Annotated in this window: 17 protein-coding genes; 8 read left to right on the top strand and 9 right to left on the bottom strand. The window is 62.2% G+C overall.

Going from position 1 to position 21,057, the window contains the following annotated elements:
• Nucleotides 1-42 precede the first annotated feature (42 nt).
• Entirely contained in the window at nucleotides 43-696 is a 654-nt protein-coding gene (locus ACGYKA_RS00790; protein WP_209217897.1) for a GntR family transcriptional regulator, read from the top strand.
• Here ACGYKA_RS00790 and ACGYKA_RS00785 read toward each other — a convergent pair.
• On the bottom strand, nucleotides 647-2,590 hold the full coding sequence (locus tag ACGYKA_RS00785; RefSeq protein ID WP_394437688.1) for a glycosyltransferase family 2 protein: 1,944 nt from the start codon (nucleotides 2,588-2,590) through the stop codon (nucleotides 647-649). The two genes, ACGYKA_RS00790 and ACGYKA_RS00785, sit on opposite strands and share 50 nt — an antisense overlap.
• 93 nt (nucleotides 2,591-2,683) lie before the next feature.
• Complete coding sequence (gene carA / locus ACGYKA_RS00780) at nucleotides 2,684-3,844, bottom strand: glutamine-hydrolyzing carbamoyl-phosphate synthase small subunit (RefSeq protein WP_394437686.1); 1,161 nt, start codon at nucleotides 3,842-3,844, stop codon at nucleotides 2,684-2,686.
• A gap of 194 nt (nucleotides 3,845-4,038) precedes the next feature.
• Between carA and ACGYKA_RS00775 the strand changes: the two genes are divergently transcribed.
• A complete protein-coding gene (locus ACGYKA_RS00775; protein ID WP_271687755.1) occupies nucleotides 4,039-4,497 on the top strand; it encodes a GatB/YqeY domain-containing protein in 459 nt (152 codons plus the stop codon).
• Between the two features lie 68 nt (nucleotides 4,498-4,565).
• Here ACGYKA_RS00775 and ACGYKA_RS00770 read toward each other — a convergent pair whose 3' ends face one another.
• From ACGYKA_RS00770 to ACGYKA_RS00750, 5 genes are all read right to left on the bottom strand, one after another.
• Entirely contained in the window at nucleotides 4,566-5,048 is a 483-nt protein-coding gene (locus tag ACGYKA_RS00770) for a DUF2244 domain-containing protein (RefSeq protein ID WP_394410149.1), read from the bottom strand.
• Nucleotides 5,049-5,127: 79 nt separating this feature from the next.
• Nucleotides 5,128-5,502, bottom strand: coding sequence for a VOC family protein (locus tag ACGYKA_RS00765; protein ID WP_394437682.1), 375 nt, complete (start codon nucleotides 5,500-5,502; stop codon nucleotides 5,128-5,130).
• 49 nt (nucleotides 5,503-5,551) lie between these two features.
• Entirely contained in the window at nucleotides 5,552-8,992 is a 3,441-nt protein-coding gene (locus ACGYKA_RS00760; protein ID WP_394410154.1) for a pyruvate carboxylase, read from the bottom strand.
• A gap of 101 nt (nucleotides 8,993-9,093) precedes the next feature.
• Nucleotides 9,094-10,242: an alpha-hydroxy acid oxidase gene (locus ACGYKA_RS00755; RefSeq protein ID WP_394410157.1), complete on the bottom strand. Its 1,149-nt coding sequence runs from the start codon at nucleotides 10,240-10,242 to the stop codon at nucleotides 9,094-9,096.
• A gap of 96 nt (nucleotides 10,243-10,338) precedes the next feature.
• A complete protein-coding gene (locus ACGYKA_RS00750; protein ID WP_394410160.1) occupies nucleotides 10,339-11,112 on the bottom strand; it encodes a hypothetical protein in 774 nt (257 codons plus the stop codon).
• 194 nt (nucleotides 11,113-11,306) lie between these two features.
• On the opposite strand from ACGYKA_RS00750, the gene ACGYKA_RS00745 reads away from it, so the two are divergent.
• Nucleotides 11,307-13,724, top strand: coding sequence for an ATP-dependent helicase (locus tag ACGYKA_RS00745; RefSeq protein WP_394410163.1), 2,418 nt, complete (start codon nucleotides 11,307-11,309; stop codon nucleotides 13,722-13,724).
• 238 nt (nucleotides 13,725-13,962) lie between these two features.
• Here ACGYKA_RS00745 and ACGYKA_RS00740 read toward each other — a convergent pair whose 3' ends face one another.
• Nucleotides 13,963-14,175, bottom strand: coding sequence for a DUF1127 domain-containing protein (locus ACGYKA_RS00740; RefSeq protein ID WP_067262642.1), 213 nt, complete (start codon nucleotides 14,173-14,175; stop codon nucleotides 13,963-13,965).
• A gap of 601 nt (nucleotides 14,176-14,776) precedes the next feature.
• Here ACGYKA_RS00740 and ACGYKA_RS00735 point away from each other — a divergent pair.
• A complete protein-coding gene (locus tag ACGYKA_RS00735) occupies nucleotides 14,777-15,841 on the top strand; it encodes an Mrp/NBP35 family ATP-binding protein (protein WP_394410166.1) in 1,065 nt (354 codons plus the stop codon).
• 18 nt (nucleotides 15,842-15,859) lie between these two features.
• Here ACGYKA_RS00735 and ACGYKA_RS00730 read toward each other — a convergent pair whose 3' ends face one another.
• Nucleotides 15,860-16,627 (bottom strand): hypothetical protein, encoded by a 768-nt coding sequence (locus ACGYKA_RS00730; protein WP_394417273.1) that lies wholly within the window; start codon nucleotides 16,625-16,627, stop codon nucleotides 15,860-15,862.
• Between the two features lie 776 nt (nucleotides 16,628-17,403).
• Here ACGYKA_RS00730 and mraZ point away from each other — a divergent pair.
• The 4 genes from mraZ to ACGYKA_RS00710 are packed head-to-tail and all read left to right on the top strand — an operon-like array spanning nucleotide 17,404 to nucleotide 21,045.
• The gene (gene mraZ / locus ACGYKA_RS00725; RefSeq protein ID WP_082851962.1) at nucleotides 17,404-17,895 is read left to right on the top strand and encodes a division/cell wall cluster transcriptional repressor MraZ; all 492 of its coding nucleotides are present in this window, start codon (nucleotides 17,404-17,406) and stop codon (nucleotides 17,893-17,895) included.
• A 4-nt stretch (nucleotides 17,896-17,899) separates the two neighbouring features.
• On the top strand, nucleotides 17,900-18,883 hold the full coding sequence (gene rsmH, locus ACGYKA_RS00720) for a 16S rRNA (cytosine(1402)-N(4))-methyltransferase RsmH (RefSeq protein ID WP_394410172.1): 984 nt from the start codon (nucleotides 17,900-17,902) through the stop codon (nucleotides 18,881-18,883).
• A 3-nt stretch (nucleotides 18,884-18,886) separates the two neighbouring features.
• Complete coding sequence (locus tag ACGYKA_RS00715) at nucleotides 18,887-19,261, top strand: cell division protein FtsL (protein WP_168611985.1); 375 nt, start codon at nucleotides 18,887-18,889, stop codon at nucleotides 19,259-19,261.
• Entirely contained in the window at nucleotides 19,258-21,045 is a 1,788-nt protein-coding gene (locus tag ACGYKA_RS00710) for a peptidoglycan D,D-transpeptidase FtsI family protein (RefSeq protein ID WP_394410175.1), read from the top strand. The genes ACGYKA_RS00715 and ACGYKA_RS00710 overlap by 4 nt, the downstream gene beginning before the upstream one ends.
• Nucleotides 21,046-21,057: the final 12 nt, after the last annotated feature.

Here is a 21,057-nt window from a genome sequence, read left to right as displayed (position 1 = left end):
CGCGGTGAGTAAGGTGGCGCAACTTTCAAGGACTGATAGCTGATGCCCGACCCCAAGACCGGCCCGACCGACGCCTATTCGATGATTCTGGAGGCCATCGACATTGGCACCTATCGCCCTGGTGACCGCTTGGTGGAGAGCGAATTGGCCGAGCGTTTCGGCGTCTCGCGAACGCCGATCCGTGAGGCATTACAACGGCTTGAGACGCAATCCTTGCTGATGCGTGACGGGCGTAGCCTGATCGTGGCCTCGCTGGATCACAACCAGATGGCCGAGCTTTACGTCGTCCGGGGCGAGCTGGAGGGGCTGGCCGCGCGTCTGGCCGCGCGCCATGCCACCGCCGAAGAGGTGCGCGTGCTGCGTGAGATGGTGGATGCCGACAATGCGCTGGCGGGCAATCCCAATGCGCTGGCACGGGCGAACAAACGGTTTCACAAGCAAATCCATCTGGCGTCGCACAACCGCTATTTGGTGCAGCAGCTTGACCTCGTGCACCGCTCTATGGCCCTGATGGCGACCTCATCGCTCGCGGTGGAGGGGCGGGGGGAGATTGCGCAGGCCGAACATAACCGCATCGTGGAGATGATCGAAGCCCGTGATGAGGATGGCGCGGATGAGGCGCTGCGCACGCATATCTCTGTCGCCTTCATGACGCGTTTGAAGCAGGAAGCGGCCCGGCGCGAGGATGATTTTTGAGCCTTTTGCGGGGTTTTACATAGCGCGGCAGAGTATGCCCATGGGCGGTTTTGTCCCAGAAATGTGGGCTGCGATAGAGCTCAATCAGCGCTTTGGCAGCGGCCAAGGCGCCAAATGCGAAGTAGAGGGGGCAGGTGATGACCCAAGGCAGCAGATGCCGTTGACCCCGGTTTGAGACCGCGATGGTGGCGGCGCAGAAGTTCAGCAATTCCGCCATAATGAACAGCGCGAAGATCGCCGTCAGGACGGGTGGCGCAAGGCAGTCCGTGACCGGGTGATACAGCCCGAAAAAACTCAGCCACAGCGACCAGAGAAGTGGCGCGAGGGCGAATTGCGAAACCGTGGCGAGAAAGATCGCCTGCACGCCGATGAACCGCAGGGGGCCGAGGTCTTTCAGCAGGGCGCGTGGGCTTTGCATATGGACCGCCCAAGTGATGAGATAGCCCTTCAGCCAACGGGATCTTTGCCGCACCCAACGCCAGGGGCGGCAATTGGCCTCTTCATAGGTGGTGGTGCGCATCAGTTCGGTCACATAGCCGCGCCGCGCCAGCCGGAGGCCGAGATCGGCATCCTCGGTCACGTTATGGGCGTCCCAAGCGCCGATCCTTTCGAGGATGTCGCGCCGGAAAAACAGCGTGGTGCCGCCCAGCGGGACGACCAGCCCTAGCCGGGCCACGCCCGGTAGGATCACCCGCCACCATGTCGCATATTCGATCGAAAAACAGCGGGCCATCCAATTGCCGCGGCTGTTGTAGAAATCCAGAACCCCCTGCAAACAAGCAGTATTTTCGGGCGCATTGTGAAAGCGGGTGACAATCTGTTCGATCTGGTCGGGCTCCGGCGCATCCTCCGCATCCCAAACGCCGATGATGCTGCCGCGGCAGAAATCGAGCGCGTAGTTCAACGCGCGGGGCTTGGTCTTGAGCGCGCCGGCATCGGGCACTTCGATCACGCTGATCCATGGCGGCAAGGGCGTGCGTGCGATGGTCGCACGTGTGAGCTTATCGCTCGCTTCGAGGACCAGAACCACCTCCAGCAGCGATTTTGGGTAGGTGAGCCGCGAAAGCCGCGCGATCAGCGCCTGCGCGATCTCTTCCTCATGCAGCAAGGGCACGAGGACCGAGACACGGGGCAGGCGAAATCCCTTAATCTCTGCGGCATTTGGCGGCGACCGTGGGGGCTTGGGCCGGGTGAGAGAGGCCCAAAGGGCCGCGGCTTTGAGCCCGCTGGTTAGCAGCAGTGTGAGCGCGCCACAGAGGAGAGCGATTGTAAGGAGGGTGGAGGGGAAAAGCACCAGTAGCGCAAAGACGGACAGCAAAACAGCTCGCAGCGCAAACCGTCGTTTCCAGCTGCGCACGCCCCAGTTCCGACAGCTTTCTGCATCCGCGACGCGGGTGACGGCATGTTCCGCGAGTTCCGCGGCATAGAGCCTGCCGATCTGGGTCTGCACCTGCCGGGGGTCGGCGACGACCAACACCAAGGTTTTCCCCCGCTCCCCCAAAGCTTTGCAAAGTTGAGGAAATTCCGCGGGGCGACCGCTGGCCACGAAAAGCCGGTCCCCAAGTTCCAGCCATGGCACGGCACCGTATTGGAGAGAGAGACGCGCTGGTATCCGAGCCGCAAGACGTTGATCGCAGGGGCTGCGGGTCAAGTCGACAGGTTGGGCGCCATACTGCCGGGCAAGCGCTTTGACGATGTCATCGGGGGCGACCAAGCCTTCGGTGGCCAGAACTTCCCCCAGAGGGGCGTCGATGCGGCGCTGTAGGTCAAGCCCGTGCAGCAGATCGCGCGGGCCAATGACCCCTGCGGCGATCAGATGTTGGCCCAACCGCATCCGGCGGGCGGGCGCGGTGGCCATCCGCGGCGCTGAGAGTTTCAGGCGAAGGTTGCTCATTCCGTGCCCCGTCGAGGTTCCGGAATGAGACTGGCAGGCGACCGTTAATCGAGAGTTAAAAGTCGCCTGTGCAATCAGTGCATGTAGAGAATTTTACGCGCCGCGCTCAGCCATCGCCTCGCTAAACCGTTCGAACAGGTAGTAGCTGTCTTGCGGGCCGGGGCTGGCTTCGGGGTGGTGCTGGACCGACCAGATCGGGCGGCCATCGACGCGGATGCCACAGTTCGACCCGTCAAAGAGCGAGACATGCGTCTCGCGCACGCCCTCGGGCAGGGATTGCCCGTCGACAGCGAAACCGTGGTTCATCGAGGTAATCTCGACCTTGCCGGTGTCGTAATCCTTGACCGGGTGGTTGGCGCCGTGATGGCCGTGGCTCATCTTAACGGTGGTCGCCCCAAGCGCTAGCGCAAGCATCTGGTGGCCAAGGCAAATGCCAAAGACCGGCAGATCGGTTTTGTCCAGAACCTCGCGGATCATCGGCACGGCATAGGCGCCCGTCGCCGCCGGATCGCCGGGACCGTTGGAGAGGAAGACGCCATCGGGCTCATGGGCCATGATGTCCTCATAGGTCGCGGTGGCGGGCAGAACGGTCACATCGCAGCCCGCAGAGGCGAGGCAGCGCAGGATGTTGCGTTTCGCGCCATAGTCCACGGCGACGACCTTGTGCTTGGCTTCGGTCTGTGGCGCGTAGCCGTCGGGCCATGCCCACCGCATCTCATTCCAGCGATAGGTCTGGGCGCAGGTCACGTCCTTGGCCAGATCCATCCCTTCGAGCCCGGCAAAATCGCGCGCGGCGGCGACCAGCGCTTCGATGTCGAAGTTGCCACCCGGGTCGTGGGCGAGGGCGGCGTGCGGCGCACCTTGCTGGCGAATTGCGCGGGTCAGGCGGCGGGTGTCGACACCGCCGATGGCGATGCGGCCGCGCGATGCCAGCCAATCCGACAGCGGCTGAATGTTGCGCCAGCTGCTGGGCGTAGTGGGCATCCATTTGACGACCATGCCCGCGGCGACCGGATCGCCGGTCTCATCATCTTCGGGGTTGGTGCCGACATTGCCGATATGCGGGAAGGTGAAGGTCACGATCTGGCCCGCATAGGACGGGTCGGTCATGATCTCTTGGTAGCCGGTCATCGCGGTGTTGAAGCACAACTCCGCCACGGTCTGGCCGGTCGCGCCAAACCCCATGCCGTAGAAAATCGATCCATCCGCAAGGGCAAGGCAGGCGGTTGGGCGTGGGCGAGCGGGCGCGGACATGGGGCAGTCTCCGGGCAGAAAGGGGCGGGTAAACGGGTGGCAACCTAATCCCGCGCGGGCGCGGGGTCAATAGGCGGAGGGAAATGAGATATCGTTTCAGAACAGGGGTTTACCTGTGGTCGCCCCCCATTGCTCCGCAGCCAGAGAGCCGCTAAGCTGCGACCCTTGGATTTAGCGAAACACAGGAAACCACCATGTCATTGCGGATGCGCATCTCGGATGCTTTGAAACAGGCCATGAAAGACAAGGCGGCGGACCGGCTTTCGACGCTGCGGCTGATCAATGCCGCGATCAAGGACAAGGACATCGCCGCCCGGGCCAACGGCAAGGATGAGGGCGTGTCGGATGCCGAGGTGCTGGGCATCCTCAGCAAAATGGCCAAACAGCGTCAGGAATCGGCGCGCGCCTATGAAGAGGGCGGACGGCTGGACCTTGCGGAGCGCGAGCGCGAAGAGGTCGAGGTGATCGAAGAATTCCTGCCAAGGCAGCTCAGCGTCACCGAAACCGCCGCCGCCGTGGATAAGGCCGTGGCCGATGTCGGTGCGACCTCGATCCGCGACATGGGCAAGGTCATGGGGCTGTTGAAAGAGCGGTATACCGGCCAGATGGATTTCGGCTCAGTGGGCCCGGTCATTAAAGACCGCCTGAGCTGAGCCGCGCTTGAGTTGAAAAACAGAGGGCTGGGCCGCAAGGTCTGACCCTTTTTAGTGTCTGGCCCTTTTCAGTTTTGCAGATGACGCGCCAGATCGTCGTAGAGCGCGATGCGCTCTTCTTCGCTGAGAAAGGCGCCGATCTCAACCTCGCGGCCCTCGCCGCGTAGGGTGACGTAATGCGGCACGGGGCCGTCATCGTCGTATTTCTTCACTTGGGTCCAGTAGCGGTTACAGTCCCAATCCTTGACCTCGCCCTTGGCGGTGGTGTGCACCAGCCGCGCCGTGGTGTCGTCGAGGGTCAGCACCTCTTCGATCTGGCGGGCGCGGTGATTGTGTTGCAAGGCCCAATAGACCGTCCCCAAGGCCAGAAGCACGAAGGGCAGTAGCCCCCAGAGCAGGGCGGTGCCGAGCATGGCGAAAAGCGGAATCATAGCCAGCGTAAAGGTGGCAAGCATAAAGGCCGCAAAACCGCGCGCGGGCAGGGATTGATGCGGCCAAAGGCGCATCTGCTGCGGAGTGGCGCGGGGCGGGGTTGTCCATTCGTAGGGCATGGGATCGCTCAGGCTCAGTCAAAAGCCAAAATAGCGATGGGCCGGGCAATGGCAATGCGGCGCGGAGCCGCGGGAGGGGTCAATCGCCCAGCAAATCCCAGCGGTTTCCGAAAGGATCGCGAAAAACGGCCACTTTGCCATAGGGCTCATGACGCGCTTCTTCTTCAAAGGTCACGCCCGCAGCGGTCATGCGGTCAAACTCCGCCGCGAAATCCTCGACCTTCAAGAACAGCCAAACACGCCCCGCGCCCTGATTGCCGATGGCGGCGCGCTGCGCCTCTCCGTCCGCCCGGGCCAGAACAAACCCCGTCTCACCGCCCGGCGGGGTGACGCGGACCCAGCGTTTGCGGCCCTGATCGACGTCCTCGGTCAGTTCGAACCCCATGACGCCGCAGTAAAAGGCGATGCCGGCGTCATAGTCGGGCACGATCAGGGTTATCGCAGAGAGGTGCATCGGCTTGCTCCTTGTGGGGGCGCGGCAAGGGGCCGCGCCCGAGGGTGATTTACTCTAACTCGACAAGCAGGTCTTTCGCATCGATCTGGCCACCGGCCTGCACATGCACGGCCTTTACCACCGCATCGCGTTCCGCGTGAAGGCCCGTCTCCATCTTCATCGCCTCGATGGTCAAGATCAGGTCGCCCGCCTTGACCGGCTGGCCCGCCTTCACCCCGACGGAGGCCACGACCCCCGGCATTGGCGCGCCGATGTGGTCGGGATTGCCTGCCTCGGCCTTGGGGCGCTGCACGGTGGCATCCTTGACCAGCCGGTTCGCCACGCGGATCACCCGCGGCTGGCCGTTGAGTTCAAAGAAGACCTTCACCTCGCCATCCTCTCCGGCCTCAGATTCAGCCTGAAGACGGATTTCCAAGGTTTTGCCGGGATCGATCTCGGCCGAGATCTCTGCCCCCGGTTCCATGCCATAGAAGAAGGTATGCGTGGGCAGGGTGCGCACCGGGCCATAGACGCGGTGGCGGCCCATGTAGTCGAGGAACACCTTGGGATACATCAGATAGCCGCAGAGGTCTTCGTCGTCGATCTGCAGGCCGTCCAACTGCTCGGAAAGCTCTTTGCGCACGGCTTCTAGATCGACAGGTGCCAGATGTTTGCCGGGGCGTTCGGTGTTCGGCGTCTCGCCTTTCAGCACCTTCTTGACGATGCCCGCCGGGAAGCCATTGGGCGGCTGGCCGAGGTTGCCGCGCATCATGTCGATCACGCTGTCGGGGAAGGAGACATCGACATTCGGGTCTTCGACCTGCGCCCGGGTCAGCCCTTGGGAGACCATCATCAACGCCATGTCGCCCACCACTTTGGAAGAGGGCGTGACCTTCACGATATCGCCGAACATCTGGTTCACGTCCGCATAGGTGCGCGCCACCTCGGGCCAGCGGTCTTCCAGCCCCATAGAGGCGGCCTGCGCCTTGAGATTGGTGAACTGGCCGCCGGGCATCTCGTGCAAGTAAACCTCGGAGGAGGGCGCCTGCATCCCGGTCTCGAAGGCGGCGTAATGGCCACGCACTTCTTCCCAATAATCAGAGATTTCGCGCACGGCCTTCATGTCGATCCCGGTGTCGCGGTCGGTATGTTGCAGGGCCGAAACCACAGTGCCGAGCGTCGCCTGAGAGGTGTTGCCCGAAAGCGCATCCATCGCGCAGTCGACCGCATCGACGCCCGCCTCAGAGGCGGCGAGGATGGTGGCCGTGGCACTGCCCGCCGTGTCATGGGTGTGGAAATGGATCGGCAGACCAACCTCGGATTTCAACGCCTTGACGAGCGCGCGGGCCTGAGCGGGTTTCAACAGGCCTGCCATGTCTTTCAGCCCCAACACATGCGCGCCGGCGGCTTTCAGTTCCTTGCCCATATTGACGTAATACTGAAGGTCGTATTTCGCCCGGTCCGGGTCAAAGATGTCGCCCGTGTAGCAGATCGTGCCCTCGCAAATCTTGCCGGATTCTACGACCGCATCCATCGCCACGCGCATGTTTTCGACCCAGTTGAGACTGTCGAACACGCGGAACACGTCGACGCCGGTATTGGCCGCCGTGGCCACGAATTTCTGCACCACGTTGTCGGGGTAATTGGTATAGCCCACCCCGTTGGAGGCGCGCAGCAGCATCTGGGTCATCACATTGGGCAGGGCCGCGCGCAGGTCGCGCAAGCGTTGCCACGGGCATTCCTGCAAGAAGCGATAGGCCACATCGAAAGTCGCCCCGCCCCAGCATTCGACCGAGAAGAGCTGCGGCAGATTGGCGGCATAGGCGGGGGCCACCTTGATCATATCAAGGCTGCGCATCCGCGTGGCCAAGAGCGACTGATGCGCATCGCGCATGGTGGTGTCGGTGATGAGCAGTTGCCGCTGTTGGCCCATCCACTCGGCCACGGCCTCGGGGCCCTTTTGTTCCAAGAGGTTACGCGTGCCCATCTGCGGCTCGCCGCGCAGCGCGGGCGGCTTCGGGTCACGGACATGGGCGGCGGGCAGGGCGTGGCCCTTGGTCTCTGGATGGCCGTTTACGGTGATGTCGGCGATATAGGTCAGCACCTTGGTCGCACGGTCGCGGCGTTGCTCGAACTGGAACAGCTCGGGCGTCTCGTCGATGAATTTGGTGGTGTATTCGTTGCTCAGAAACGTTGGATGTTTCAGCAGATTCTCGACGAAGGCGATGTTGGTGCTGACCCCGCGCACCCGGAACTCGCGCAGGGCGCGGTCCATCCGGGCGATGGCCATCTCGGGCGTCGGCGCCTTGGCGGTGACCTTGGTCAGCAGGCTGTCGTAATAGCGCGTGATGACCCCGCCCGCATAGGCCGTGCCGCCGTCGAGCCGGATGCCCATGCCGGTGGCCGAGCGGTAGGCGGTGATGCGGCCATAGTCGGGGATGAAATTGTTCTGCGGGTCTTCGGTGGTGACGCGGGTCTGCAGGGCGTGGCCGGTGAGGGTGATGTCCTCCTGCCGCGCCTTGCCCGTCGCTTCGGCCAGCGGTTTGCCTTCGGCAATGAGGATCTGGGCGCGGACGATGTCGATGCCGGTGACTTCTTCGGTGACGGTATGTTCGACCTGCACGCGGGGGTTCACCTCGATGAAGTAGAAATTGCCGGTTTCCATATCCATCAGGAATTCGACGGTGCCCGCGCATTCATAGTTCACATGGGCGCAGATTTTGCGGCCCAATTCGCAAATTTCGGCGCGTTGCTCCTCGCTCAGATAGGGGGCGGGGGCGCGTTCGACGACCTTTTGGTTGCGGCGCTGGACCGAGCAGTCGCGTTCGTACAGATGGTAAATGTCGCCCTGTTTGTCGCCGAGGATCTGCACTTCGACATGGCGGGCGCGCAGGATCATCTTTTCCAGATAGCCCTCGCCATTGCCGAAAGCGGCTTCGGCCTCGCGGCGCCCTTCGCGGACTTTTTCTTCCAGTTCCTTTTCGGACATGATCGGCCGCATCCCGCGCCCGCCGCCGCCCCAAGAGGCTTTGAGCATCAGGGGGTAGCCGACCTCGGCCGCCTCGGCGCGGATCGCGTCCATGTTTTCGCCCAGCACTTCGGTGGCGGGGATGACGGGCACGCCCGCCGCCATCGCGACGCGGCGGGCAGAGGCTTTGTCTCCCAAGGCGCGCATCGTCTCGGCCCGCGGGCCGATGAAGGTGATGCCGTTCTTCTCGCAGGCGTCCACGAACTCGGGGTTTTCCGACAGCAGGCCATAGCCCGGATGGATGGCATCGGCACCCGCCGCCTTGGCCACGCGGATCATCTCGTCAATGCTGAGATAGGCCGCAACGGGGCCGAGGCCCTCACCGATGCGATAGGCCTCATCCGCTTTGAAACGGTGCAGGCCCAGCTTGTCCTCTTCGGCGTAGACCGCGACCGTTTTCTTGCCCATCTCATTGGCGGCGCGCATGATGCGGATCGCGATCTCACCACGGTTCGCGATCAGGATCTTTTTAAAATCGGTCACTGGCTGGTCTCCCCTGCTGGTTCTAAAGGCAGCTTAGGGATGCTGCGGTGCAGCGCAAGAGGGCTGTGGCCGTCTTTGTCACATTTCTGCAAGCTTTCCGATCAGAGCGGCGACAGATCAAAGGGGGGAGGGAGGTCGCGCAGGTTCCGCGCGCCCAGCTGTCCCATATTGGCGGTCAGGTCGCGGGCAAGCACATCGATCAGGTGATCGACCCCGCGCGGCCCAAGGGCGGCGAGGGCAAAGTGGAAGGCCCGGCCCAGCATGACGAAATCCGCGCCGAGCGCGAAGGCACGTAGAATGTCGAGGCCCGATTCCACGCCGCTGTCAAAGATCACCGGCAGTTTCGTGGCGGCACGAATGGCGGGCAGCGCCTCGGCGCTGGCGGGGGCCGCGTCGAACTGGCGGCCTGCGTGGTTCGAGACCCAGATCGCATCGGCCCCGGCCTTTTCCATCTTCGTGGCGTCTTCGGGGCGCAGCACGCCTTTGATCACCAGCGGCCCTTCCCAGTGATCGCGCAGCCAATGCAAATAGTCCCAATCGGGCGCGGTGCGCAGCAGATAGCCCACATGCGCGGTCGGCGGCAGGTTCGCGGTGGCCGTGCCTTCGGTGTATTTGTCGAGCATTTTCATATGCGGCAGACCCCGACGGGCCATCCCCATGGCCCAAGCGGGGCGCATCGCGACCTGCGCCAGCAGCCGTGGGGTCAGTTTGGGCGGGCTGGTCAGGCCAGAACGGGTCTGCCGCTCACGGCGCGAGGCGACCGGCACGTCGACGGTCAGGACCAAAGTCGTGAAACCCGCAGCCTTGGCCCGCGCCAGCATATCGGTCCGAATTTCCGGGTCGCGCGGGGGGTAGAGCTGGAACCAACCATGCGCGCCAAGATGGGGCGCTACATCTTCCGGGCAGGTCGCGGCCACGGTGGACAGGCCGAAGGGGATGCCGGCGCGACCCGCCGCGCGGGCAAGATGGGCTTCGGCATCGGGCCAGATCAGGCCGGACATGCCCAAGGGGGACATGCCGAAGGGCAGGGGGAGCTTTTGCCCCATCAGATCAACGCTGAGGTCAGGTGTGAATTCGCCGTGCAACACCGAGGGCATCAACCCGACGCGGTCTAGGGCCGCGCGGTTGCGGTGTTTGGTGGCCTCCGTCCCGGTGGCGGAATCAAGGTATTCCCAAACGAATTTAGGCAGGCGCGACTGCGCGCGGCTGCGAAGGTCCGAAAGGGCGGGGTAGGTTGCATGTAGGTCCATGGCGGCATTTGCGCCAAAGGGTTACGGATTGTCCAGATGGCGTGGCTGGGTCGGAGCCGGGGTGAGGGTGCTGCCGTCCGGGTGGGGCGCAACCAGTTACTGTCGGAAAACGGACCGGGCGAGCGGTGCGGCCTCGCTTACCTTGCGGCCCGGCGGTGTCGGTAGGTTGTCGGCCATATCCACAAGCGCCGCGATGGCTGCTTCGATTTCGTCCCCTTCACTGGCGCTGGCGTCCTCCATGTCGATCAGATGCACGGTCGGATTGGCCTCGGCATCCAGACGTTCCTGCGCGATCGAGCGTAGCTCTTGCATGGTGCTGTCGATGGCGCGGCAGAGCCCGGCCAGCATCCCCGCCGACCCGGTAAGCTTCGCCGGATCGATCAGCCCCTTTTCGGCGGCATCCAGCACCGTCGAGATTTGTTCGAGTTTGAACGAGGATGTCGCCGCGAAATAGCGGACATCTTCAAAAGCGAGGGTATCGCGGTTGTCCCGCTGCACCCGCTCCACAACGATGGCGCTGCCCACCACCCGGTCAAGACCGCGGTAGGATTGCACATGATGCAACGTGGTGTCCCAAATCAGCGGCCCGCGCGGCATATGCAGCATCTCGCGATAGCGGATTTGCCCCGCGTTCGAGACGCAGCGCGCATAGCGTTCATTGACCGCCTCAGCCTCTTCATGGGGCATGAAGCTGTGCAGGGGGCGGTTTATCACCTCACTCATCACCATGCCGCTATGCGCCTCATGGGCGGTGTTGAGGGCCAAAAGTTCGAAATGCCCGCTGTCGGCGTTCAATTCCGCAATGAACATCGGCAGTTTGAACCGGTCAATCTCTCGGCGCAGTACCGAAGTATCATCGTTTCTGAACATGAGCGGTTCCTCTCGTTTATCGTTGTGTCAGCACATTGCCGCCAAAGCATTATCAACGGGTAAAGATTTCCCCCGCATTTTAAATTCACTCGGTTTTGCCCGCGGCGGTACCAAATCGGGACTTGAATATCTTTCGAAAGAACATTTGAGGAACGTCTCTTTATCTCGTACCCCGGACGCGCTAGATTGCGGGCATGAGTGATTTTGACGAAATGGACGCCTTTGAGGGCGCCTCCCTGTCCGCCCGCGCCATGGCCGCGCGTCCGCAGCCTTATCTGGAGGGGTTGAACCCCGACCAACGGGCCGCGGTGGAGACTTTGGATGGCCCCGTGCTGATGCTCGCTGGGGCGGGCACCGGCAAAACGCGGGCGTTGACGGCGCGAATCGTGCATCTGCTCAACACCGGGCGCGCGCGCCCACATGAGGTTCTGGCGGTTACTTTCACCAACAAGGCCGCGCGGGAGATGAAGAACCGCGTGGGCCAGATGCTGGGCCAGCAGGTCGAGGGGATGCCATGGCTCGGCACCTTTCACGCGATCTGCGTCAAGCTGCTGCGGCGGCATGCGGAATTGGTGGGGCTGAAAAGCAATTTCACGATTCTCGATACGGATGACCAGTTGCGCCTGCTCAAACAATTGGTCGCCGCCGAAGGGATCGACGACAAGCGCTGGCCCGCGCGGATGCTGGCGGGGATCATCGACGGCTGGAAGAACCGCGCGCTGACCCCGGACAAGATCCCGAGCGCGGATGCCGGGGCATACAATCACCGCGGGCCGGAAATTTACGCGCAATATCAACGCCGTCTGATCGAGTTGAACGCGACCGATTTCGGCGATCTTCTGCTACATATGGTGACGATTTTCCAGGCGCACCCGGATGTGTTGGCGCAGTATCAGCGCTGGTTCAAATACATCCTCGTCGACGAATATCAGGATACCAACGTGGCCCAATATCTGTGGCTGCGGCTTTTGGCGCAGGGGCACAAGAACATCTGCTGCGTGGGGGACGATGATCAATCGATCTATGGCTGGCGCGGGGCTGAAGTGGGCAACATCCTGCGGTTTGAAACGGATTTCCCCGGCGCCCATGTGGTCAAGCTTGAGCAGAATTACCGCTCGACCCCGCATATCCTCGCCGCCGCCTCGGGCGTGATCGCGGGCAATGAGGGGCGCTTGGGCAAGACGCTCTGGACCGAAGAGACCGAGGGCGAAAAGGTCCGTCTGATCGGCCATTGGGATGGCGAGGAAGAGGCGCGTTGGATCGGGGATGAGATTGAATCCGCGCAGCGCGGAACGAGGGGGCTCGACCCCTTCTCGCTTGACGATATGGCGATTCTCGTCCGGGCGAGCCACCAGATGCGCGCTTTTGAGGACCGGTTTTTGACCATAGGCCTGCCTTATAAGGTGATCGGCGGCCCGCGATTCTATGAGCGTTTGGAAATCCGCGACGCCATGGCCTATTTCCGCGTGGTCACCAGCCCCGATGATGATCTGGCTTTTGAGCGGATTGTGAACACGCCCAAGCGGGGTTTGGGCGAGAAGGCGCAGCAGAAAATCCAGCGCACGGCGCGGGATCATGGGGTGAACCTTGTCGAAGGCGCACGAATCCTTCTCGCCCATGGCGGGATCAGCGGCAAAGGGGCGGCGCAACTGCGGCTTTTGATCGACGGGATCGACCGTTGGTCATCCATGCTGCAAGGCCCGCGGATCGAGATCAGCGAGGACGACTCGGTGCTCGATGATGGTGCCGCGCCGCTGCGGGTGGATTACGGCCCGCCTGAAGTGTCTCATGTCGAACTGGCCGAGATGATTCTCGACGAAAGCGGCTATACCGGCATGTGGCAGAATGACAAAACGCCCGAAGCGCCGGGGCGGCTGGAAAACCTTAAGGAACTCGTCAAAGCCTTGGAGGGGTTCGAGAACCTGCAGGGCTTCCTCGAACATGTCAGCCTGATCATGGATAATGAGCAGGAGGGCGATGGTGAGAAGGTGTCGATCATGACGCTGCACGCGGCCAAGGGCTTGGAATTCCCCATTGTTTTCCTGCCAGGCTGGGAAGATGGGCTGTTCCCCTCGCAGCGTTCGATGGATGAAAGCGGGATGAAGGGGCTCGAAGAGGAGCGGCGGCTGGCCTATGTCGGCATCACCCGGGCGGAGCGGATTTGCACCATCTCTTTCGCTGCCAATCGCCGGGTCTTTGGCCAATGGCAAAATGCGATGCCGTCGCGTTTCATTGATGAGCTGCCCGAAGAACATGTGGATGTGCTGACCCCGCCGGGGCTTTACGGCGGTGGTTTTGGCGCGGCTATGCCGCAATCGGATCTACATGACCGCGCGGCAAGCGCGAATGTCTATAATTCACCGGGCTGGAAGCGCCTGCAATCGCGCAGCGGGGCGCGGGGCACCAGCCAGCCGCGCGAAAGCCGCAATGTCACGATCGACATGCAAGCGGTCGCCGCTTTTGAGATGGGTGAGCGTGTTTTTCACGATAAATTCGGCTATGGCGAAGTGATTGGCATCGAAGGTGACAAGATGGAAGTCGCCTTTGAGAAGGCCGGGACCAAAAAGGTCGTCTCGCGCTTCTTGACCGGCGGGAAAGACGTTCCCTTCTAAAAGCGTATCCTGGGGCGGGCTGCCAAAAGCCTGCCTCAACAAGGCCTTACAAACAAAAACGACGACACCTTGGGAGGAAGGTGCCGCCGTTTCTATGTCGGCCCGAAGCGTCGAGGGAGGGTCGGCTTCGGGTCTCCTTGCGGGGTCCGCCTCATTCAGGGAGGAGGAAAGTGACGCGCACCCCGGCTTTCAGACGGCAGAACAGGGAGGGGTTCTGACGTCCGATCTCTATCTCTGCTTAGCCGCGGGAAGATTCCCACGCGACGCGGCGCAGTTCGGAACGGCTCAGACCAAGGTCGGCCAGTTCGCGGTTGCTCAACGCGCTCAGACCGTCGAAAGTTTCACGGTACAGACGGTGCTGTTTGTAGCGGGTTGCCAGTGCTTCAAATGCGCCGCCGATACGGGCGAAGACGGAAGTTGTGTTTGCAGTGGTTGTGTTCATGTAAGCCATTTCGGCGCCTCTTTTTTCATCTGTGGATCATCTCGTTGCCTGCTATTTACGCCCTTTCTGCATTTGCACAACGGGCATAAAGTCAATGCCGCTATGCAGAAAGCGCATAGGTTCTGAATGGCGCAACTTATTGATAAAAAACGGTTTTGCCCGCGCAGTGAAAGGGCGCAGGGTCATAAAACTGTCATATATGGGGAGGGGGGAAAGGGGGCGACGACATCTGGGAGGAGGTAGATGTCGCCGCCAATAACAGACACATCCGGGAGGAGGATGGACGCGTCTGGTCTTTCCAAACTTGCCTGCATCCGGGAGGAGGAGTGGATGCATCCAAGTCTTGGTAAAATCAGACACATTCGGGAGGAGGAAGAATGTGTCTGGTCTTTCCGAAAGCGGGGCGCTTGGCCCTGCCTATTAACCTAAGTTAGCGCTAATTGCTGCGCGTGCACAATATTTCTTTTTGCAATGCTGCTATGCGGCAAAAACATGGTGCCCCTGCGTAATCCTTGGGCATTGCGCCTCTTCCCTATGCAAAAAGGGCCGTCCCCTTGCGCTTGGCGCAGAACCTGCCATTTCAGAAGCCGTAATAGAGGAGAATTTGCGCATGTCTGTGACCAAAGCAGAAGTCGAAGCGGCGCTCGCGCGGGTGCAACTGCCCGACGGCAAGAGCCTGCTGTCCCATGATCTGGTCCGCGCGCTGGTGGTCGAAGGCGATAAGGTGCGATTCGTTATCGAAGCGCCCAATGCCGATGTTGCGCGGCAGATGGCACCGTTGCGCGACGCGGCAGAGCAGGTGGTCCGCGATCTGCCGGGGGTGGGTGATGTATCGGTCGCGTTGACCGCGCATGGCCCCGCACCGAAAGCGCCCAGTCTCAAGGTCGGCGGGCATCCCAAACCGCAAGAGGGGCCGATGAAACCCAGCGGCGTGAAGCGCATCCTCGCCATCGGCTCTGGCAAGGGCGGTGTGGGCAAATCTACCGTCAGTTCCAACCTCGCCGTGGCGCTGGCGCGGGCCGGGCGCAAGGTGGGGCTTCTGGATGCCGATATCTATGGTCCCAGCCAGCCGCGCATGATGGGGGTCAACAAGCGCCCCGCCAGCCCCGACGGCAAGACGATCATTCCCTTGCAGGCCCATGGCGTCACCATGATGTCGATCGGCTTCATGTTGGAAGAGGGTAAGGCCGTCGTCTGGCGTGGGCCGATGCTGATGGGCGCGCTGCAGCAGATGCTGGGGCAGGTAGAATGGGGTGAGCTTGACGTGCTGCTCGTCGATCTGCCACCCGGCACCGGCGATGTGCAGCTGACGCTTTGCACCAAGTCCGAGCTTTCGGGCGCCATCGTGGTCAGCACCCCGCAGGACGTAGCCTTGATCGACGCGCGCAAGGCGCTCGACATGTTCGCCACATTGAAAACCCCGGTGCTGGGATTGATCGAGAATATGTCGACATTCGTCTGCCCTGATTGCGGCTCTCAGCATGAGATCTTCGGCCAAGGCGGTGTGGCGGCGGAGGCCGAGAAGATGGGCGTGCCGCTTTTGGGCAGCCTGCCGATTGATCTCGATACCCGTTTGGCCGGGGATAGCGGTACGCCAGTCGCCGCGGGCGAGGGGCCGATGGCTGGTGCCTATGCCCGGCTCGCAAAGGGCTTGGTCGAGGGTGGCATGGCCTGATGAGGGTGGCGCGGGCGGTTACCCCAGCTCGCGCCCTTCGATCAGGTGGCCGTAAAGTGTGGTCAGCATCGAGACGAAAACCAGCCCCTCTATAAGGTAGAGCAGGGAATCCAGCATGAGTCGCAGGCCGGGGTCGGCGGGCAGCAACATGCTGGCGATTACGCCGAGCAACGTGTTCACCACTGCCAGCAAAACGGCCAGCGCCCAAAGCGTGCCGGCCAAAGGCTCGGTCGCGCGCCAGCTGTCGCGGACCGACATGACGTGGCCAAGAGCGGCGGCGGGCAGAACGAGGCTGAGCCGCAGCGCCAGCCAAAGGAAGGCCACCCCTGCCACCAGCCCGATCAACAGCAGTGCCGCCGGGCTCGACCCAGTCAGCCCGCCCAGAAGTAGCATGGCAAGGCCGATGGGAATGGCCGCGAGAAACTGCACGAAGCCCAGAACGATAGCCCGCCAGACATAGGCCCAGAACAGCCCCATGCCCGGGCGCAGGGCGCTTGCGTCGTGATCAAGCAAGACATAGCGGTGCCAGAGGATGGCCATCAGCGCATAGCCAAGGATGCCCGCCAGCCCGCAGGCGATCAGGATCAGAAGTTGGCCCGCAGGTGGCGGTGCGGCGTTGTCGATCACCTGATCCATCGCCCCAAGCGTATCCCCCGCCAGTAGGCCCGCGGCAGCGGCGGCCCCCATCACCCAGAGCACCGCAGGCAGGATCACCCGCAGCGTGGTCGAGGGCGCGTGAAAGAGCATGTTCAGCGCGTGGGTAAATAGAGCCGTGGCTTGGATCATGATGCACTCCCTCCGTTTCGCGCCATTACATGCCGTGCGTGGGCCGAAAGGACAAGATACCGCTGTCAGGAGGGCTATGCGGCTGGGAAGGCATGGGCCGCTGGGAGGTCATGGGAAAAGTCGCGGGAATGCATGGGAAGTCTGGGAAATCATGGGCGCCCCTTGCTTCATTGGGGGTCTTGCCCGATTCGCAGCCACGGGAATTGGCGTGCAATTCGAACGCCCTGGACGCATTCTGCGGAACAGGCAACGAACACGTCCTGTGGATAACTATGTGAGCAAATTTTAGTGGGAAACTGTGGGATATTGTGCAGGTCGCAATTCGTTAACAAGATATAGTGTTTCGGACTTAAATAATCCCAAATTAAGCCACGCGGCACCCGAAAAGTTATACCAGATGTTGTTCTCACAGCCTGTGCAAAACAAAATATTGGGCGGAAATCCAAAAAATATCTAGACGCCCATCAATTCCCATGGCATCCCTAATGCATCGGATGAGAACGGGACACGGGGCAACAAACGACCCCAAAATAAATCAAAACCTAGCAGGTTTCATACAGGCACCTCGCTTTCATCAGACCAAAGAGATCCGGCGCGCGAGCGAGCAGACATCCCCCCAGGTGGCGCGCGCAGTCGGACTTCCCCCGCCAAGCTGCGGGACGTGGGCGGCGGGTTGATCAGTGGCAGCAGATCAACCCGCCGTTTCCATTTCCGGGGCAGGGGATTGAGGCGGACAACGAGTTTAAGCGCAAAGGCGCAAGAGGCAGGGACAACAAGTGAGCCGCAGGTTCAGAGGCGAAAGCCACCACAAGGTCGATACGAAGGGGCGGGTGTCTATCCCAGCCTCTTTTCGGCGTGTGTTGGAGGCTGGCGACCCGAACTGGAAGAACGGCGACAATCCCGAACTGGTCATCGTCTATGGCGATCACCGCCGCAACTACCTTGAATGCTACACCATGGAAGCCATCGAAGAGGTCGACGCCAAGATCGACCGCATGCCGCGTGGCTCCATGCAGCGTAAGGCGCTTCAGCGCCTGTTCCACGGCCAGTCTTTCCCCACGACGGTAGATGAGACGGGCCGTTTGGTGCTGCCCGCCAAGCTGCGCAACAAGATCGAACTCAATGGCGAGGCGTTCTTTATCGCCGCCGGTGACACCTTCCAGATCTGGAAGCCCGAAACCTACGAGACCGAGGAAGAGGCCTGGCAGCAGGAACTGCCCGACGATGTCGATCCGCTCTCGTTCCTCGATGGTGATATGGAGATCTGAGGGAATGGTTGCTGCCTCTGATCCATCTGCCCCTCACACCCCCGTTCTGCTGCGCCCGATCCTATCTGCCGTGGCGCCCGTGGAAGGGGTCTGGCTCGATGGCACCTTTGGCGCGGGCGGCTACACCCGTGGCTTGCTAGAGGCCGGTGCCGCGCGTGTGGTGGCTGTCGACCGCGATCCGCTGGCCTTTGAGATGGCGGCGGCATGGGCTGGGGGCTACGGCGATCGGATCACCATGCAGCAGGGCGTCTTCTCGCGCATGGATGAATATGCCCAAGACCTCGATGGTGTGGTGCTGGACCTCGGTGTCTCCTCCATGCAACTCGATCAGGCGGAGCGTGGGTTCTCTTTCATGAAGGACGGGCCGCTCGACATGCGGATGAGCCAAGATGGCCCCTCGGCTGCCGATCTGGTCAATGAGGCCGAGGAAGAGGTGATCGCCAATATCCTCTTTCAATACGGTGAAGAGCGCGCCTCGCGTCGGATCGCCAAGGCGATTGTCCGCGCCCGCGAAGAGGCGCCGATCACCACCACGCTGGAATTGGCGAAACTGGTCGAAGGCTGCCTGCCGCGCGCCAAGCCCGGCCAGAGCCATCCGGCAACCCGCAGTTTCCAAGCGCTGCGGATTGCGGTGAACAATGAATATGGCGAACTCTTTCAAGGTCTTATGGCCGCCGAGCGGGCGTTGAAGCCGGGCGGGAAGCTGGCGGTGGTGACCTTTCATTCGGTCGAGGACCGCATGGTGAAGCGCTTCCTTACCGCACGCGCCGGGGCTGGGGGCAATGCCAACCGTTTCGCCCCCGCGCTGGAGCAGGCACCGCCGCAGTTCACGCTGAAATCCCGCAAGGCGATTGGCCCTGACGCGCAGGAATTGGAAGAGAACCCGCGCAGCCGGTCGGCCAAGCTGCGGGTCGCCAAGCGCACCAACGCGCCCAGTGGTGAGATTGACGCGAAAACCATCGGCATGCCGATGGTCAGGGGGATCTGAGTGATGCGCACGGTGATGTATATCCTCACCACCATTGCCGTGGTTGGATTGGCCTTCTGGGCCTACCGCGAGAATTACGCGACCCAGCAGGCGCTGAGCGATGCCGACAGGCTGCATGCCAATATCCGCGCCGCCCACGCCCGTCTGGCCGTGCTGCGCGCCGAATGGGCCTTTCAGAACCGCCCGGACCGGCTGCGCGATCTGGCGGATCTGAACTTTGACCGTCTGGGCCTGTTGCCGCTGCATCCCGGCCAGTTTGGTCAGGTCGATCAAGTCGCCTATCCGCCCCAGCCCATGCTGCCGATCACCGATCCTGTGGATGTCTCGACGATGAATTACGAGGCGCTGAACGGTCTTTCCGAGGAGAAGGTTGAATGATCCGCACCCCGCTGCGCCCGCTGGCCCGTATCCTCGAGGCCCGCGAGAAGGGGGAAAACCCCGACGCGATCGAACGTGAGAACAAGCGCATCCGCCATGAGCAGATGCGCGACAAGGCGCGGATGCGCGCCGAGGGGCGGCTTCTTGTGCTCGGGGTCTGTTTCCTTTGTGCCTTCACCGTGATTGGCGGACGTATGGGTCTGCTGGCGATGTCGGAACCGTCCGAGCCGCGCGGCCATGCGCCGGGGGCCGTGATCTCGGCCTCGCGCGCGGATATCACGGACCGGAACGGCAACCTTCTGGCCACCAATTTCGAGACCCACGCGCTCTATGCGCAGCCGCGCCACATGATCGACCCGGAGATGGCCGCGAAAAAGCTGGTCAAAATTTTTCCCGACCTGAAAGAAGAGCGCCTGATTAAGGATTTCACAGGCAAGCGCAAGTTCCTGTGGATCAAGAAGAAAATAAGCCCCGAACAGATGCAGGCCGTGCATGATATCGGCGATCCGGGCCTGTTGTTCGCGCCGCGCGACATGCGTCTTTACCCCAACGGCTCGCTTGCAGCCCATGTGCTGGGCGGGGCGAGCTATGGCAAGGAAGGCGTCCATGCCGCCGAGGTGATCGGCGTGGCGGGGGCCGAGAAGTATTTCGACGACTATCTGCGCGACCCGGCCAATGGCAACAAACCTCTAGAGCTGTCGCTCGACCTCACCGTGCAGGCCGCGGCGGAGCGGGTGCTTTATGGCGGCATGAAGCTGATGAACGCCAAAGGGGCCACCAGCATTCTGATGGATGTGCATACCGGCGAAGTGATCTCTGTCGCCTCGCTGCCGGACTTTGATCCCAACAACCGTCCGCGGCCTTTGACCCAAGGCGATGCCTCCGACAGCCCGCTGTTCAACCGCGCCGTGCAGGGGGTTTATGAGCTAGGCTCGACCTTCAAAATTTTCGCAGCGGCGCAGGCGGTCGAATTGGGCTTGTTCAACGCCGACACGATCATCGACACCTCCGGCCCGATGAAGGTCGGCGGCTTCCGCATCGGTGAATTCCGCAACAAGAACTACGGCAAGCTGAGCGTCGCCGACATCATCGTGCATTCCTCGAACCGGGGCACGGGCCGGATGGCGCTGGAAATCGGTATCGAACGGCAGCAGGAGTTCCTCAAAAGCCTCGGTTTCTTTGAGCCGACCCCCTTTGAGATCGTCGAAGCCTCAGGCGGCAAGCCGCTGTTGCCGAGCCGCTGGACCGAGCTGTCCAGCGTGACGATCTCCTACGGCCACGGGCTGTCGAGCACGCCGATGCACCTTGCCGCGGGCTACGCCGCCATCGCCAATGGCGGGCGGGCGGTGAAGCCTACGCTGTTGAAGCAATCCGCCCCCCAACTCGGCCCCCGCGTCATGTCCGAAGGAACCGCCGCGCAGGCCCGGATGATGCTGCGCAAGGTGGTGACCGATGGTACCGCCAGCTTTGCCGAGGTGCCGGGCTATCAGATCGCAGGCAAGACAGGCACCGCTGACAAGCCCAAGCCCACGGGCGGCTATTACGACGACAAGGTGATCAACACTTTCGCCAGCATATTTCCGATCAACGATCCGAAATATGTGCTGATCGTCACGCTGGACGAACCGGTTGAGACCTCGGGCCCGAAACCGCGCCGCACGGCGGGGTGGACCGCCGTGCCCGTAGCCGCCGAGATGGTGCGCCGCATCGCGCCTTTGCTGGGGCTGCGCCCCGCTGTTGAACCGGTGAACGACGCTGTGCTAACGCTGACCAGCAGCAACTGAAAAGACATCTCT

This window comes from Sulfitobacter sp. 1A15106, from assembly GCF_043556995.1.
Lineage (GTDB): Bacteria > Pseudomonadota > Alphaproteobacteria > Rhodobacterales > Rhodobacteraceae > Sulfitobacter > Sulfitobacter faviae.
The sequence above is the reverse complement of the archived record's forward strand: the minus strand, read 5'-3'. Positions and strand labels throughout refer to the sequence as shown.